This is a genomic window from Streptomyces cucumeris, assembly GCF_024295805.1.
Taxonomy (GTDB): Bacteria; Actinomycetota; Actinomycetes; order Streptomycetales; family Streptomycetaceae; genus Streptomyces; species Streptomyces cucumeris.
This window is the reverse complement of the sequence record NZ_JANCLX010000009.1, coordinates 198,045-213,462: the sequence shown is the minus strand read 5'-3', so window position 1 is coordinate 213,462 and position 15,418 is coordinate 198,045. Positions and strand designations below refer to the sequence as shown.

13 protein-coding genes are annotated in these 15,418 nt (G+C 72.7%); 8 read left to right on the top strand and 5 right to left on the bottom strand.

The annotated features are described in order from the left end of the window. Positions 1 to 5: 5 nt before the first annotated feature. Positions 6 to 1,583: an AMP-binding protein gene (locus NMK44_RS16565; protein WP_254743731.1), complete on the bottom strand. Its 1,578-nt coding sequence runs from the start codon at positions 1,581 to 1,583 to the stop codon at positions 6 to 8. A gap of 173 nt (positions 1,584 to 1,756) precedes the next feature. Between NMK44_RS16565 and NMK44_RS16560 the strand changes: the two genes are divergently transcribed. The 3 genes from NMK44_RS16560 (at position 1,757) to NMK44_RS16550 (ending at position 5,050) form a co-directional block, all read left to right on the top strand. Next, positions 1,757 to 2,920 carry an acyl-CoA dehydrogenase family protein gene (locus tag NMK44_RS16560; RefSeq protein WP_254743729.1) on the top strand — a complete coding sequence of 388 codons (1,164 nt, stop codon included), beginning with the start codon at positions 1,757 to 1,759 and terminating at the stop codon, positions 2,918 to 2,920. A gap of 7 nt (positions 2,921 to 2,927) precedes the next feature. Then, complete coding sequence (locus NMK44_RS16555; RefSeq protein WP_254743727.1) at positions 2,928 to 4,037, top strand: acyl-CoA dehydrogenase family protein; 1,110 nt, start codon at positions 2,928 to 2,930, stop codon at positions 4,035 to 4,037. 443 nt (positions 4,038 to 4,480) lie between these two features. Continuing rightward, positions 4,481 to 5,050, top strand: coding sequence for an ATP-binding protein (locus NMK44_RS16550; protein WP_254743726.1), 570 nt, complete (start codon positions 4,481 to 4,483; stop codon positions 5,048 to 5,050). A gap of 318 nt (positions 5,051 to 5,368) precedes the next feature. Here NMK44_RS16550 and NMK44_RS16545 read toward each other — a convergent pair whose 3' ends face one another. Then, positions 5,369 to 6,295: a cyclase family protein gene (locus tag NMK44_RS16545; RefSeq protein WP_254743724.1), complete on the bottom strand. Its 927-nt coding sequence runs from the start codon at positions 6,293 to 6,295 to the stop codon at positions 5,369 to 5,371. Between the two features lie 97 nt (positions 6,296 to 6,392). Here NMK44_RS16545 and NMK44_RS16540 point away from each other — a divergent pair, with 97 nt between their 5' ends. The 4 genes from NMK44_RS16540 (at position 6,393) to NMK44_RS16525 (ending at position 11,184) form a co-directional block, all read left to right on the top strand. Continuing rightward, positions 6,393 to 7,343 carry an SDR family oxidoreductase gene (locus NMK44_RS16540; protein WP_254743722.1) on the top strand — a complete coding sequence of 317 codons (951 nt, stop codon included), beginning with the start codon at positions 6,393 to 6,395 and terminating at the stop codon, positions 7,341 to 7,343. 87 nt (positions 7,344 to 7,430) lie between these two features. Then, positions 7,431 to 8,630, top strand: a complete 1,200-nt coding sequence (locus NMK44_RS16535; protein ID WP_254743720.1) for an acyl-CoA dehydrogenase family protein — start codon at positions 7,431 to 7,433, stop codon at positions 8,628 to 8,630. After that, positions 8,627 to 10,105 (top strand): aldehyde dehydrogenase family protein, encoded by a 1,479-nt coding sequence (locus NMK44_RS16530; RefSeq protein ID WP_254743718.1) that lies wholly within the window; start codon positions 8,627 to 8,629, stop codon positions 10,103 to 10,105. The genes NMK44_RS16535 and NMK44_RS16530 overlap by 4 nt, the downstream gene beginning before the upstream one ends. Before the next feature lie 26 nt (positions 10,106 to 10,131). After that, on the top strand, positions 10,132 to 11,184 hold the full coding sequence (locus NMK44_RS16525; protein WP_254743870.1) for a Zn-dependent alcohol dehydrogenase: 1,053 nt from the start codon (positions 10,132 to 10,134) through the stop codon (positions 11,182 to 11,184). Here the strand turns inward: NMK44_RS16525 and NMK44_RS16520 are convergent. Further along, positions 11,174 to 12,223: a GlxA family transcriptional regulator gene (locus NMK44_RS16520; RefSeq protein WP_254743716.1), complete on the bottom strand. Its 1,050-nt coding sequence runs from the start codon at positions 12,221 to 12,223 to the stop codon at positions 11,174 to 11,176. The genes NMK44_RS16525 and NMK44_RS16520 overlap by 11 nt on opposite strands. Before the next feature lie 114 nt (positions 12,224 to 12,337). Between NMK44_RS16520 and NMK44_RS16515 the strand changes: the two genes are divergently transcribed. Beyond that, a complete protein-coding gene (locus tag NMK44_RS16515; RefSeq protein WP_254743714.1) occupies positions 12,338 to 13,696 on the top strand; it encodes an MFS transporter in 1,359 nt (452 codons plus the stop codon). 27 nt (positions 13,697 to 13,723) lie between these two features. On the opposite strand, the gene NMK44_RS16510 is transcribed toward NMK44_RS16515, so the two are convergent. Continuing rightward, on the bottom strand, positions 13,724 to 14,368 hold the full coding sequence (locus NMK44_RS16510; protein ID WP_254743712.1) for a flavin reductase family protein: 645 nt from the start codon (positions 14,366 to 14,368) through the stop codon (positions 13,724 to 13,726). Between the two features lie 121 nt (positions 14,369 to 14,489). After that, a complete protein-coding gene (locus NMK44_RS16505; RefSeq protein WP_254743868.1) occupies positions 14,490 to 15,314 on the bottom strand; it encodes an enoyl-CoA hydratase/isomerase family protein in 825 nt (274 codons plus the stop codon). Positions 15,315 to 15,418: the final 104 nt, after the last annotated feature.

The window sequence follows — 15,418 nt, the reverse complement described above, 5'->3', positions numbered from 1 at the left end:
ACCGCCTACGGCTTCGGGGCCGGGGTGTCGCCGAACCGCTCCCGCAGCCGGTACTTGAGCACCTTCCCGAGCGTCGGGTTGCGCGGCAGCGCGTCCACCAGCTCCAGCCGTTCCGGCAGCTTGTGGACGCTGAGCCCCGCGTCCCGCAGATGTGCGGTCACGGCCTCGAGCGTCAGCGGCGGGGCGCCCGCGGGCTGTTCGACGACGGCGCACACCAGCTCCCCGCGGGCCGGGTCCGGCAGTCCGATCACGGCGGCGTCGCCCACGTCCGGGTGCCGGTACAGCAGTTGCTCGACCTCCTTGGCCGAGATGTTCTCGCCCTTGCGGATGATGATGTCCTTGGCCCGCCCGGTGAGGACGAGATGGCCGCTGTCCGTGAGGTGGCCCAGGTCGCCGGTGCGGAGGAAGCCGTCCTCGTCGAAGGCGTCCCGGGTCTGGGACTCGTCCAGGTACCCGGCGCAGACCGCCGCGCCGCGCAGCCGTACCTCCCCGTCCACCACGCGGATCTCCATGTCCGCCGGAGGGCGTCCCTCGGTGGTCGCCAGCATGTCGTCGGTGTCGTCCGGTGACCCCATGGTGATCATGGGAGCTTCGGTCATGCCGTAGCCGTGGGTGAGGACGCAGCCCAGCTCACGGGTGACTTCGTAGTACAGCTCGGGCGGTTTGGGGGCGCCGCCGCCCGCGAGCAGCCGCAGGGTGGGGATGAGCGGGTGCGCCGGGTCCTTGCGCTGTTCGGCCAGGAACATCGCGTAGAAGGCGGTGCTGCCGCCCGCGGTCGTCACCCCGTGCCGCCGGTAGGCGGCGAGCGAGCCGGGCAGCGCGAAGTGTTCGAGCAGCACGGCCGGGAAGCCGTGGAGGAGCAGCATCACGGTGTAGTCGGGTCCGGCGACATGGGCGTACGGGAAGGCCATGGAGCCGATGTCGCCGGGGCCGAGCCGCAGCGCGTGGGCGAGACAGGCCCCGGCGGCGATGAGGCTGCGGTCGGTGTGCAGGACGCCCTTGGGGTCGGAGGTGGTGCCGGAGGTCCAGTAGATCCAGCGCACCGCGGTCCCGTCGGCCGGGGGCGGCGGCAGCGTGACGGCTTCCGGGTCGGCCTCGGGCAGGGTGTCGTACGCCTCCAGGACCAGCGGTGGTTCGGGCAGCGCGATGGCGAGGCGACGGGCCAGGGCCGTGTGGTCGAAACCGCGCCAGCGCCCGGGGACGGCGAGGAAGCGCGCCCCGGACTCGCGCAGCGCGAACCCCACTTCGCGCTCGCGGTAGGAGGGGATCAGCGGGGACTGCACGGCGCCGAGACGGGCCAGCGCCATGGTCAGGACGACCGTCTCGATCCGGGTGGGAAGCTGCCAGGCGACCCGTGTACCGGGGCGTACACCCAGCTCGTGGAGACCGGCCGCGGTGCGCTCCGCGCGGTGGCGCAGGGCGCGGAAGGTGAGCCGCCGGTCCTGGCGGGGGTCGTCTCCGGCCTGGATCAGGGCGGTGGCGTCGGGGGTGAGGGCGGCGCGCCGCTCCAGCAGCTCCCACAGCGTCGCCGATCGCCCGAGCTCCTGGGCGGTGCTTCCGAGTTCACGCGCGGTGTCGGTCATCCCGGCCTCCCGTGGCACGCACTCGCCAAAGCTGACGGTTAGTCAGATCGTGCCGGAAGCGTAGGGCTCCGGGCCTTGTCGGTCCAGAGGGTGCGGACTAGCCTTCCGGAGTCACGCTGATCTGACGTTCCATCAGATTCGCTTCATCGGATGCGAAGGGCGGGCGGTGGCCGATGGATCTCTCCTGCACCGAGGACGAGGAGGACTTCCGGCACCGGCTGCGCGCCTGGCTGCGCCGGGTCCTGCCCGCGCTGCCGCCCCGTCCGGACCCCGCCGACTGGCCCGCCCGCCGCGCCTATGACTGCGGCTGGCAGCGCATGCTCCACGACGCCGGGTACGCCGGACTGCACTGGCCGCGGGAGGCCGGGGGAAAGGGCGCCACCCCCACCCAGCACCTGATCTTCCTGGAGGAGACGGAGCGTGCGGGCGCGCCCTATGTGGGAGCCAACTTCGTGGGGCTGCTGCACGCGGGCCCCACCATCGCCGCCGAGGGCACGGCCGGGCAGCGGGCGCGCTGGCTGCCGCCCATCCTGCGCGGCGACGAGGTCTGGTGCCAGGGCTTCTCCGAACCGGAGGCCGGATCCGACCTGGCGGCGCTGCGCACCCGGGCGGTGCGGGACGGAGACGACTACGTCGTCAGCGGCAGCAAGATCTGGACCTCGCACGCGGAGGTCGCCGACTGGTGCGAACTGCTGGTGCGCACCGCGCCGGTGACCCCGGACACCCCCAGGCACCGGGGCATCTCCTGGCTCGCCCTGCCGATGGACGCCCCGGGGGTGACCGTACGGCCGCTGCGCACGCTCGCCGGGACCGCGGAATTCGCCGAAGTCTTCCTGGACGAGGTGCGGGTGCCGGTGGCCAACCGGGTGGGCGCGGAGAACGACGGCTGGCGGGTGACCATGGTGACCCTCTCCTTCGAACGCGGCACCGCCTTCGTGGGCGAGGTCGTCGCCTGCCGCCGGGTGCTGGAGTCCCTGGCGCGCACGGCGCGGGCCAACGGCCGCTGGGACGACCCGGTCCTGCGGCGGAGGCTGGGGCGGCTGGCGGCGGACTGCACGGCCCTGTGGCGGCTCACCCAGTGGAACGTGAGCGAGGCGCAGCGCACGGGCGGGGTGCCGGGCGTCGGCGGCTCGGTCTTCAAACTGCGCTTCTCCCAGGTACGGCAGGAGCTCTACGACGCGGCCGCCGAGGTGCTGGGGGCGGATGCGCTGGACGCGGGGCGGGAGTGGGTCGTGGACCGGCTCTCGTCGCTGTCGTACACGATCGCGGCCGGGACCTCGCAGATCCAGCGGAACATCGTCGCCGAGCGGATCCTCGGCCTGCCGAAGGGGCGGTGACCGGACCGTGGACTTCTCGCTCACCGAGGACCAGCGGGCGCTGCGGGCGGGGATGCGCGAGCTGATGGAACGGCGCTTTCCGCGGGCGCGGCTGCGGGCGGTGGTGGACGCGGAGGGCGGCGGGGGCGCCGCGGCCGGGGAGGGCGCGGGCACGGGTGCCGGTGCGGTCGACCGGGGGCTGTGGCGGGAGCTGGGGGCGGCCGGGTTCTTCGCGCTGCGGCTGCCGGAGGCGGCGGGCGGGGTGGGACTCGGACTGCCGGAGGCGGTGCTGGCCTTCGAGGAGGCGGGCCGGGCCCTGCTGCCGGGGCCGTTGGCCGCGACGCATCTGGCGGCGGGTCTTGCGGCCACCGGTGCGCCGGTCGCGGGTGTGCCGGTCGCAGGTGCGGCGGTCGCGGGTGCGGCCGAAGGGGAGGCCGTGGTGACGGCGCTCGATACGGCGGGCGCCGGGCACGGCGGCGCGGTGCTGGTCGAGCATCTGGCCTCGGCCGACGCGGTGCTGGTGCTCGGCGACGGGGACGCCGGGATCCGCACCGCGAAGGAGATCGGTTCGTCGGCCGAGGCCGTCCGGTCCGTGGACCCGGCCACCCCGCTGCACCGGGTGCCCGGTGGTGTGGCGCCGGCGGCGGCCGGGGAACGCTCATCCGGGGAGCAGGGGGCCGGCGCGGGGCGCGGGACCGCCGCCCGGCTGCGGCGCGAGGCGGCCCTGTTGACCGCCGCCCAGCAGCTGGGCAGCGCGGTGCGGACGGTGGAGACGGCGGTCGCCCATGCCCGGGAGCGGGTCCAGTTCGGCCGGGCGATCGGCGCGTTCCAGGCGGTCCAGCATCTGTGCGCGTCCATGCTGGTCCGCGCGGAAACAGCCAGAAGTGTGGTGTACGCGGCCGCGGTCACCGAAGACCCGGGGGACATCGCCGCCGCCGTATTGCTGGCAGATGAGGCTGCTGTCCGCAATGCCCGTGATTGTCTGCAAGTCCACGGCGGGATGGGTTTCACCTGGGAGGCTGATGTCCATCTGCATCTGAAGCGGGCGTGGGTGAGGGCCGAGCAGTGGCAGACCGCCGCGGCGGCCGAGGAAGAACTCGCCGCTGGTCTGATGTCGACCGGTGCACGATGTTTGTAGCCGAGCTCAGGGGATACGCCTGAATTGTTGGGATGTCGCAATCTTCGGGGAAGTCCCCTGGGCTTAGAGGTGACCGAGCGTTGATACCGGGTTGTTTCCTAGGCGTGACTCGTCACAGGGGGGAGTCGGGCCCGAGCTCGGGTACTCTCCGTTGGGTGCGAGCGCTTATGGGGTGCGAGAAACCCGGTGTTGCCCGTGGGGCGACTCCGGGCATGGCGATGTGCCCCGGTCGCGCGGGGTGTGCGGCGCTTCGGGCTCGATGTTCGAGTCCGCGTACTGCGCGTCGCACAGTATGCCCCACGCATACTCCTTGGCGCTGGAATATGACCGAAGCGCTTGTTGGGGTGACTGTACGTCAACCATGCTGTCTCGCAAGGGAGTCACGGTCCGTGACCTCTTGGAGGTACGAGGCGATGTGTCCGCCGGTTCGGATGGTGTGAGCGGTGCAGGTGCTTCAGATGCAGATGGAGGTCAAACCAGACCCCGCGGAGGTGAGCAGGGCCCGTCGATGGGCGCGCTCGCGTCTCGCCGGTTCCGGGATCGCGGCCGATGAGGCGCTGGCCGATACGTTGGTCCTGCTGATTTCCGAGCTGGTCACCAACGCGGTGGTGCATACGGGCTGTCCCGCGGTGCTGCGGATGCTCTTCCCCGCGCAGTCCGCCGCGGGCGGAGGGGCCGGGAGCGGCGGCGCTGGGAGCGCGGCCGGTGGCGGTGGAGCGTTCACCGGCAAGGGGCCCGGCTATGAGACGGTCCGGGTCGAGGTCGCGGACGCCAGTACCCGGGCGCCGCGGCAGCGCTGCGCCGATGAGGAGGCCACCAACGGCCGTGGTCTGGAGCTGGTCGACGGACTGGCCGACCGCTGGGGCTGGCAGCCGGAGGGCGCGGGCAAGCGCATCTGGTGCGAGATCGACCGCGGTCGGCGGGACGATCCCTGCCTGGCCGCCCACGGCACCGCTCACGCCCCCTCACATATGGGGCGGACTCGACAAAGTCCAGACCAGGTGTTGACGTGACGTGGTCGGTTGATCACTCTAGGATCAGCGATTCGTCGCGAGGGGACGTCGAGGGCGTTGGTGACTCTGTGGGCTGTGTGTCCAGGGAGTCGTTCCTCGGCGAGTGCGGGTCGCGGCCCGGCGGCTGAACAGGGCTCAGCGCCGGAGCCGGGTGGCGGTGCGCGGTGCCGTGCTCGGGGTGTGCATCGGCGCACCGCCGCCCGTTGACCCGCCTGCCCCCCTCGCGCCGTTCCGGCGGTGCGCTGCACGGCCGCGGCGGCCGCAGGGTCACGGCGGTCGCGATGGCCGCAGGGCCGTGGGTCGGTGATCGCGGAGCCGTCAGAGGACCGCCACGGGGGCGACCGGGGAGCCCGTTCCGCCGGTGAACGGCTCGGGTGTGGCCGACAGCAGAAACGCGAAGCGGCCCTCGTCGGCGCAGACCGCCGACAGTTCCTCCAGATTCCAGTTCTGGCCCTGCAGCATCCCCATCTCGACGAGGTCGAGGGCGTGCACGGGCAGCCACAGCTCCTCGATCTCCGGCGGGAAGATCTCGAAGGTGAGCGTGTCATTGGCGACCGCCGCCACATCCCGTGCGTGGAACCACTCCGGGGTGCGGATCGACAGTCCGGGTGAGGGGAACGCGTACGCCTCCCTGTCACCCGCCAGACAGCGCTGGATCTGACCGGTCCTGATGAGCACGATGTCGCCGGCGCGCACCCGCACCCCGGCCAGCTCCTCGGCGGCGTCAAGGTCTTCGGGGGTGACCGGGTGCCCCTCCGGCAGCCGGTCGGTGCCGCGGGCGCGGGCGACATCGAGCAGCACACCGCGGGAGACGATGTGGCGGGCGGTGTCGATCCCGCTGAACGCGGCGCGGGCATGGGCGGTGACGGAGTCGGCGGGGCGGCCGTTGTAGATCCTGCCGGAGTGCGAGACATGGGTGAGCCCGTCCCAGTGGGTGCCCGCCTGGAGCCCCATGGTCACGGCGTCGTCGCTGGTGGCGACGGTGCCCGGGCCGAACATCTCCCGGTTGACCGCGACCATGGTGTGCAGGGGGTTGATCCGCCCGGGGATCATCCCGGTCTGTACGCCGTCCTCGCGCAACGGCACCGCGAGGGGGACGCGGTGACCGGTCCGTATCGTCGCCGCGGCATTCCGGACCACCTCGTCGGTGACCAGGTTGAGGGTGCCGATCTCGTCAGCGGCCCCCCAGCGGCCCCAGTTGTTGACGCGCTTCGCGATCTCGTGGAACTCGGCCGGCAGCGACATGGCGTCTCCTCCGTGGTTTCCGTTCGAGGGCTTGTACTCGGGCCGCCTCTGCTCAAAAATCTAACGGACCGTCAGATACTCCGGGAGGGGACGCGACGTGGGCAACTTCTTGGACGGCAAGGTGATCGCCGTCACCGGGGCCGGGCGCGGCATCGGCCGGGCCGTGGCCCTCGCCTGCGCGGCCGAGGGAGCGAAGGTCGTCGTCAACGACTACGGGGTCTCGGTCGAGGGGGCCGAGCCCAGCAGCGAGGTCGCCGAGGCCGTGGTCAAGGAGATCGAGGCGATGGCGCCGAACGGCACGGGGACGGGCAAGGGCGCCGGCACGGGCGGTGAGGCGGTCGCCGTCGCCGACGACGTCTCGACGATGGCCGGTGGTCAGCGCATCGTGGACACCGCGCTCGCCCGGTTCGGCAGGCTCGACGGAGTCGTCTGTGTCGCCGGGATCCTGCGTGAGCGGATGCTCTTCAATATGACCGAGGAGGAGTGGGACCCGGTCGTCGCCACCCACCTCAAAGGCACCTTCACCGTCTTCCGGGCCGCCGCGGCCGTGATGCGCGGGCAGCGCTCCGGCACCCTGATCGGCTTCACCAGCGGCAACCACCAGGGAAGCGTCGCCCAGGCCAACTATGCCTCCGCCAAGGGCGGGATCATCTCCCTGGTCCGCAGCGCCGCGCTGGGACTGCACAAGTACGGGGTCACCGCCAACTGCGTGGCCCCGGTCGCCCGCACCCGGATGTCCGCCAACGTCCCGATGGAGCTGACGGAGATCGGCGAACCGGAGGACGTCGCGGCGCTCGTGGTCTATCTGCTGAGCGAGCGCGCCCGCGCCGAGCGGATCACCGGGCAGGTCTATACGGTCGCGGGCCCCAAGATCGCGGTCTGGGCCCAGCCCCGGGAGCTGCGCGCCGGATACACGGAGGGTGCCTGGACCCCCGAGAAGATCGCCGATTTCCTCCCGGGCACCGTCGGCACCGATCCGATGCCGATGCTGGCGCGGCTGGAGGAGATGGCCCGGGCGGCCGCGGACAACCAGCGCCCCAACGCCTGACCCCACCGAGGAGAAACCCCACCGGGGAGGACCCCGCCGGGAACCACTCCGCCGTCGGGAACGGCCACATCGGAGAGGGGAGAGGTCGTGGACTTCGCTTTCGGGGCGGAGGACGAGCGGTTCCGCGGTGAGGCGCGGACCTGGCTCGACGAACAGGTCACCGGCCGGTTCGCGGCCCTGCGCGGACTGGCGCCCGGACAGGCGGGCCGGGCGGCCGCCCACCGGGAGTGGGAGCGCGCGCTCGGTGCGGGCGGCTGGATCGGCCTCGGCTGGGACCGTACGCACGGGACCTACGGGAACCGGGCCGCCACCCTGACCCAACAGGTGGTCTGGGCCGAGGAGTACGCCCGGGCCGGTGCGCCCGCACGGCTCGGGCACATCGGTGAGAACCTCCTCGCGCCCACCCTGCTCGCCTACGGCGACAGCGCCCAGCGCTCACGGTTCCTGCCCGCCATCGCGCACGGCGAGGAGCTGTGGTGCCAGGGCTACAGCGAACCGGACGCGGGCTCGGACCTCGCCGGAGTGCGGACCCGCGCCGTCCGCGACCCGGGCGGGGGCGGCTACCGCATCACCGGGCAGAAGATCTGGACCTCCCTCGCCCAGGAGGCGGACTGGTGCTTCGTACTGGCGCGCACCGAGCCGGACTCACAGCGCCACCATGGACTCTCCTTTCTGCTGGTGCCGATGGACCAGCCGGGACGGATCGAGGTACGGCCGATCCGGCAGCTGACCGGGACCGCGGAGTTCAACGAGGTGTTCTTCGACGGGGCCGTGGCCCGCGCCGAACACCTCGTCGGCGGCGTGGGCCACGGCTGGCAGGTGGCCATGGGCCTGCTCGCGGTGGAGCGCGGGGTCTCCACCCTCGTCCAGCAGATCGGCTTCGCCCAGGAGCTGGGCCGGGTCGTGGAACAGGCCCTGGAGACCGGGGCCGCCCGCGAACCCGTACTGCGCGACCGGCTGGTGCTGCAGTGGGCCGAGCTGAAGGTGATGCGCTGGAACGCCCTGCGCACCCTCGGCGCCGCGCGGGACCCGGGCGCGCCCAGCGTCGCCAAGCTGCTGTGGGGCGGCTGGCACCAGCGCCTCGGCGAACTGGCCGTCGAGGTCAGGGGTGCGGCGGCCGCACTGGGCCCGATGTGCTGGACCGCGGAACACCCCTATGAACTCGACGCTTCCCAGCGTCTCTTCCTCTTCTCCCGCGCCGACACCATCTACGGCGGTTCGGACGAGATCCAGCGCAACATCATCGCCGAGCGGGTACTCCACCTCCCCAAGGAAGCACGCCGATGACCACAGACCGGCAGAGCGGGTACGGACACTGGATCGACGGCGCCTGGCGGGCGCCCGGCCAGGGCCACTACCCGGTGCTCAACCCCGCCACCGAGGAGACCGTCGGCCACGCCCCCGAGGCGGCCGAGGCCGACGTGGACGCCGCGGTCCGGGCCGCCCGCGCCGCGTACGACGGCTGGTCGCGCACCGCCCCACGGGAGCGCGCCGCCGTACTCGACCGCGTGGCCGCCCTGCTGGCCGAGCGCTCCGCGGACCTGGTGCCCCTGCTCCAGGCGGAGACCGGCGCGACGCTGCGCGTCACCTCGGCGCTGCAAGTGCCCCCGGCCGTCGACCGCTTCCGCCGCTACGCGCGCGGCGCCGTCGAACCGGTCACCCTGCCGCTGGCCCCGCTGCCCGTGGCCGCCACCCCGCTGGCGCCCGGCGGGCTCATCGGGGCGGCCGCGGTCCGCCGCCCCCTGGGTGTCATCGCCTGTATCACCTCCTACAACTTCCCTCTCGCGAATCTCGCGGGCAAGGTCGCCCCGGCCCTGGCCATGGGCAATACGGTCGTGGCCAAACCGGCCCCGCAGGATCCCCTGTGCTGTCTCGAACTCGGCCCGCTGCTGAAGGAGGCCGGGCTCCCGGACGGTGCCTTCAACGTCGTCACCGGCTCGCGCCCGGTGGTGGGCGAGGCGCTGGTCGCCCACCCCGGTGTCGACATGGTCAGCTTCACCGGATCCACCACCGTGGGGAAGAAGATCGCCGAATCCGCGGGGCGGTCGATGAAGCGCACCCTGATGGAACTCGGGGGCAAGGGCGCGGCCATCGTCCTGGGGGACGCCGACGAGCGAGTGATCGCGTCGGCGGTCGGGGCGGTCGGTTCGACCTTCTCCTTCCACAGTGGGCAGATCTGCACGGCGCCGACCCGCGTGCTCGTCCATCGATCGCTGTACGAGAAGGTCATCGCCGCACTCACACATTACGCAGAGTCACTCAAGATCGGTGACCCTGTGGATAACTCCACGGTCGTCGGCCCGTTGATCTCCGCGGCCCAGCGCGACCGGGTCGAGGCCCACCTCGCCGGAGCCCGTGAACAGGGCGCCCGTATCGTCACGGGCGGTGAACGCCCCGCCCTCAAGCCCGGTTTCTACGCCGCCCCCGCCCTCGTCGCCGACGCCGACCCCGCGATGACCATCGCCCGGGAGGAGGTGTTCGGCCCGGTCGTCGTGGCCCTGCCGTTCGACGACGAGGACGAGGCGGTGCGGATCGCGAACGGCACCGCCTATGGCCTCCACGACTACGTCTTCAGCGCGGACGCGGGCCGCGCCTGGTCCCTCGCCGCCCGGCTGCGCAGCGGGAACGTCGGCGTCAACACCGCACAGCGCCACCCCGAGACCCCCTTCGGCGGGTTCAAGGAGAGCGGAGTGGGCCGCGACGGCGGCTCGTTCGGCCTGCACGCGTACAGCGAACTCCAGTCGGTCGTCTGGGCCTCATGAGAGCGATACGAGGGAGTGTGATGAGGATGCGAGGCGTCGTCTTCGACGGCACGGAGCCGCGGGTCGTCGACGATCTGGAGGTCCGCGACCCCGGCCCCGGTGAGGTGCTGGTGCGCGTCGCCGCCGCCGGGCTCTGCCACAGCGATCTGTCGGTCATCGACGGCACCATCCCCTTTCCCGTCCCGGTCGTCCTCGGCCATGAGGGGGCCGGGGTGGTGGAGGCGGTGGGGCCCGGCGTCGGCCATGTGACCCCCGGCGACCATGTCGCGCTCTCCACCCTCGCCAACTGCGGGACCTGCCCGGACTGCGACCGTGGCCGCCCCACGATGTGCCGGGCGGCGATCGGCCGGCCGACCCGGCCGTTCTCCCGCCCCGGCGGGCAGCGCCTGTTCAACTTCGCCTCGAACTCGGCCTTCGCCGAATGCACCCTGGTCAAAGCCGTTCAGGCAGTGAAGATCCCCGAACAGATCCCGCTCACCTCGGCCGCCCTCATCGGCTGTGGCGTGCTCACCGGTGTCGGCGCCGTGCTCAACCGCGCCCGGGTGGACCGCGGGGAATCCGTCGTGGTCATCGGTGCCGGGGGGATCGGTCTCAATGTGCTCCAGGGGGCCCGGATCGCCGCGGCCTCCACCGTGGTGGCCGTCGACTCCAACCCGGCCAAGGAGCCCCTGGCCCGGCACTTCGGCGCGACCCACTTCGTCCCCTCCGCCGAGGCGGCCCGGGAGGTCCTGCCGGCCGGCGCGGACCACGTCTTCGAATGCGTCGGCTCCACCCAGCTCATCCGGCAGGCCGTCGACCTGCTCGACCGCCACGGCCAGGCGGTGCTGCTCGGCGTCCCGCCCGCCGACGCCGAGGCGGCCTTCCAGGTCTCCTCGCTCTACCTGGACAAGTCCATCCTCGGCTGTCGCTACGGATCCTCCCGCCCCCAGCGCGACATCGCCCTCTACGCCGACCTCTACCGGCGGGGCAGACTGCTGCTGGACGAACTGATCACCCGCAGTTATCCGGTGGAGGACTTCGCCAAGGCCGCCGACGACGCCCACCACGGGCGGGTGGCCCGGGCCGTGCTCACCTTCTGAGCCGCCCGTCACGGGAGTCATCAGCGGTCCCGTCACCGGGGACGGGTGCCGCGCCCCCGGTGCGGAAGGTGCGCCGGTAGACCGTCGGCGAGACCCCCAGCACCGTCTGGAGGTGCTGGCGCAGCGACGAGGGCGTGCCGAAGCCCGCGTCCCGCGCGATCCGGTCCACGGACAGATCGGTGTCCTCCAGCAGCTGCCGCGCACGTTCGACCCGCTGCGCCACGAGCCACTGGCCGGGACTGACCCCGGTCTCCTCACGGAAGCGCCGGGTGAAGGTCCGTACGCTCATCGCCTCCTGGGCGGCCAGCTCGCGCAGTGTGAGCGCACGGTCCAGACGGCCCAGCGCCCAGGCGCGTGCCGCCGTCGTGGTGGCCTGCTGGGGCTCGGGGAGCGGACGGCGGATGTACTGCGCCTGGCCGCCGTCGCGGTGCGGCGGCACCAGACTGCGCCGGGCGACGTCGTTGGCCACGGCCGTACCGTGGTCGCGCCGCACGATGTGCAGGCACAGATCCACACCGGAGGCGACACCGGCCGAGGTGAGCACGTCGCTGTCGTCCACGAAGAGCACGTCCGGGTCGACCGCGACGGCCGGGAAGAGCCGCTGGAAGTGGTCGGTGTTGTGCCAGTGGGTGGTGGCCGGACGGCCGTCGAGCAGACCGGCCGCAGCGAGCACGTACGAGCCCGTGCAGATGGACACCCAGCGGACACCGGGCCGGGCATGGGTGAGCGCCTCGGCGAGCGGTGCGGGCAGCCTGCCCTCCTCCATCACCGGGCCGAGCTCGAGTGAGGCGGGCACCACGATGGTGTCGGCCCCGGCCAGGGCCTCCGGTCCGCGTTCCACGGTGATCGGGAAGTCGGCGTCGGTCTGTACCGCACCGGGCTCGGGGGTGCAGGTCAGCACGTCGTAGAGGGGGTGGCCCTCGGGGGAGCGGGCCTTGCCGAAGATCCGGTAGGGGATGCCGAGTTCGAAGGGGATCACCCCGTGCAGGGCGAGCACCACCACGCGGTGGCGCCTTTCGGTCGTCTCCGGCCGGGACATCCGCCACCTCCTGAGCGAACGGTCACCTCACGGGCCATGGCCCTGGCCCGATCCTAGCGAATGCTGTCCCACGGGCCACTCGCTCGCCGCAGCCGCCCCGCCGATCCTGTTCGGGTGACGCAGACAACCGGACTCCCCCGAGCCTCAGAGCAGCATGAGCCGCGGCCCGCGGAGGCCCCGCGGCGGGCGCCCCGCGGACGGCTCCCGTTCCGCACTCCGCACCGGGCCTGGCTGGTCGCCGCCGTCACCTTCGTGACGATCATCGGGGCGGCCGGGTTCGCCTCGCTGCCGGGTCTGCTGATCGAGCCGCTCCACGAGGAGTACGGCTGGTCGCGCGGCACCATCGGCTTCGCGGTCTCCGTCAATCTCGCCCTCTATGGGCTCACCGCGCCGTTCGCGGCGGCCCTGATGGATCGCTTCGGCGTCCGTAAGGTCGTCGCCGCCGCCCTGCTCCTGATCGCCGCGGGCGGCGGGCTGACGGTCTTCATGACCGCCCCGTGGCAGCTCATCCTCTGCTGGGGCGTGCTGGTGGGCCTCGGCAGCGGCTCCATGGCGCTCGCGTTCGCCGCGACCGTGACCAACCGGTGGTTCGTCGCCCGGCGCGGACTGGTGACCGGCATCCTCACCGCGGGCGGGGCCTCCGGTCAGCTGGTCTTCCTGCCGCTGCTCTCCTGGATCGTCGAAAACCACCGATGGCGTCCCGCCGTCGTGACCGTCGTACTCGCCGCGCTCGCCATCGTGCCGTTCGTCTGGCTGCTCCTGCGCGACTACCCCTCCGACGTGGGACTCCCGGCCTACGGCGCCCAGGGGCCGCCCGCCCCGAGGCCCGAGCCGCGGCGGGGCGCGGCCCGCCGCGCGGTCACCGCGCTCGTCTCCGCGGCCCGCGGCGGCACTTTCTGGCTGCTCGCCGGGACCTTCGCGATCTGCGGGGCCTCGACCAACGGTCTGGTCAAGACCCACTTCGTCCCGGCGGCGCACGACCACGGGATGCCGGTGCCGACCGCCGCGACCCTGCTCGCCGTCATCGGGGTCTTCGACATCCTGGGGACGGTGGCGTCCGGCTGGTTCACCGACCGTTTCGACGCCCGGCGGCTGCTGGCCGTCTACTACGCGCTGCGCGGGGTCTCCCTGATGTTCCTGCCGATCCTGCTGGCCGACGCGGTGCATCCGCCGATGATCTTCTTCATCGTCTTCTACGGCCTCGACTGGGTCGCCACCGTGCCGCCGACCATGGCCCTGTGCCGGGAGCGGTACGGCGAGGACAGCGCGATCGTCTTCGGCTGGGTGCTGGCCTCCCACCAGGTGGGGGCGGGGCTGGTCGCCTTCCTGGGCGGCGCGGCGCGGGACGCGTTCGGCTCCTACGACCTCGTCTGGTACGGATCGGGGGCGCTGTGCGCGGTGGCGGCCCTGATGGCGCTGGTGATCCGGCGGTCCGGGCCGGTCGCCGCCCAGCCGGTGCTGTCCGCCGGCTGACGAAACGGCCCAGGCGTGCCCGGGGCGCTACGACGCCGGGGTGAACGCCCCGAACCCGCCCCGGTGGAACAGCAGCGGACCCGTCCGCGCCGCCGTGTCGTCCGTGCCCAGCGCGCCCACCCGGCCGACGACGACCAGGTGGTCGCCACCGGTGTGCACGGTGTGCACCGTGCAGTCGATCCACGCCGGAACGCCGGTGAGCCGGGGCGAACCGGTGGCCGGGGACGGTTCATGGGCGACGCCCGCGAACTTGTCCGGCCGGACGGACGAGCTCACCGCGAAGCCCCGGCACAGCTCGCCCTGGTCCGCGCCCAGCACGTTGACGCAGAAGACCCCGGCGCGGGCGATCCTCGGCCAGGTGGTGGAGGTGCGCGCGACCATGAAGGCGATCAGCGGTGGGACCAGGGACAGCGAGGTGAACGACTGGCAGGCGAAGCCCGTCGGACCATCCTCGTCGGTCGTCGTGATCACGGTGACACCGCTCGCGAAGTGTCCCAGCACCCGGCGGAATTCGGCCGGACCGAACGGAAGGCGCTCGTCCGCCCCGATACAGCGCAGTTCGGGCGGAGGCAGCGGATCCACCGTGCGGGGTGCGGACGTCGGTGAGCCGACCGCGCGCAGATAGCGGACGGCGGTGGCGGCCATACCGGCATGTCCCATCATGTGTTCCATTGAATCTGATGGAGCGTCAGATCGGAAGGGATGTGAAGCCGCCGCTCACCGGGACTGCCGCTCACCGGGACCGGCGGCGCCAGGACCGGCGGCGCCAGGACCGGCGGCGCCAGGGCACGGCTCAGCGGCCCCGGTAGTCGGGGGTGCGGCGTTCGGCGAACGCCCGGATGCCCTCGTGCGCGTCGTCCGTCGTCATGTTGATCTCCTGGGCGGTTGCCTCGGCGGCGAACGCGGTGGCCCGGCACGCGTCGAGCGAGGCGTTCACCAGAGCCTTGGTGAGGGCGATGGCGCGGGTGGGTCCGGCGGCCAGCCGCTCGGCCCAGGAACGGGCGGTGGCGGCCAGCTCGGCGTCCGGGACCACCCGGTTGACCAGACCGAGCCGTTCGGCCTCCGCGGCGGGCAGCCGGTCGCCGAAGAACAGCAGCTCCTTCGCCCGCTGCGGTCCGGTCAGCCGGGGCAGCAGATAGGCGCCGCCGCCGTCGGGGACCAGGCCACGGCGGACGAACACCTCGATGAACGTGGCCGATTCGGCCGCCAGCACCAGATCGCAGGCGAGCGCCAGATGGGCGCCGAGCCCCGCCGCCGTACCGTTCACGGCGGCGATGACCGGCTTCTCGCAGTCGAGCACCGCGGCGATCAGCCGCTGTGCCCCCGACCGGATCAGCCGGGCCACATCACCCGGGATCCGCTCGCCCCCCGGGCCGTTCGCCGACGGCCCGCGCAGATCGGCGCCCGCGCAGAAGCCCTTGCCGGTGGCGGTGAGCACGACCGCCCGGACCGCCGGGTCGCCCGAGGCGCCCTCGAACAGGGAGATCAGTCGTTCGCGCTGGTCAGGAGTGATGGCGTTCAGTGCGGCCGGACGGTTCAGGGTGATCCACGAGACGCCGTTGTCAGTGGTGTGCCGTACAACGGAGTCGAGGGAGTCTTCGGGGGAGGGAGACATCATGGGGAAGCTCCGGACATCGGTGTGCTCGGCGGGGTGGACGGGCGCGGTGGGGCGGACCGGCCCCACCGGGCCGTGCGGCCCCACCGGGCCGTGCGGCCCCACCG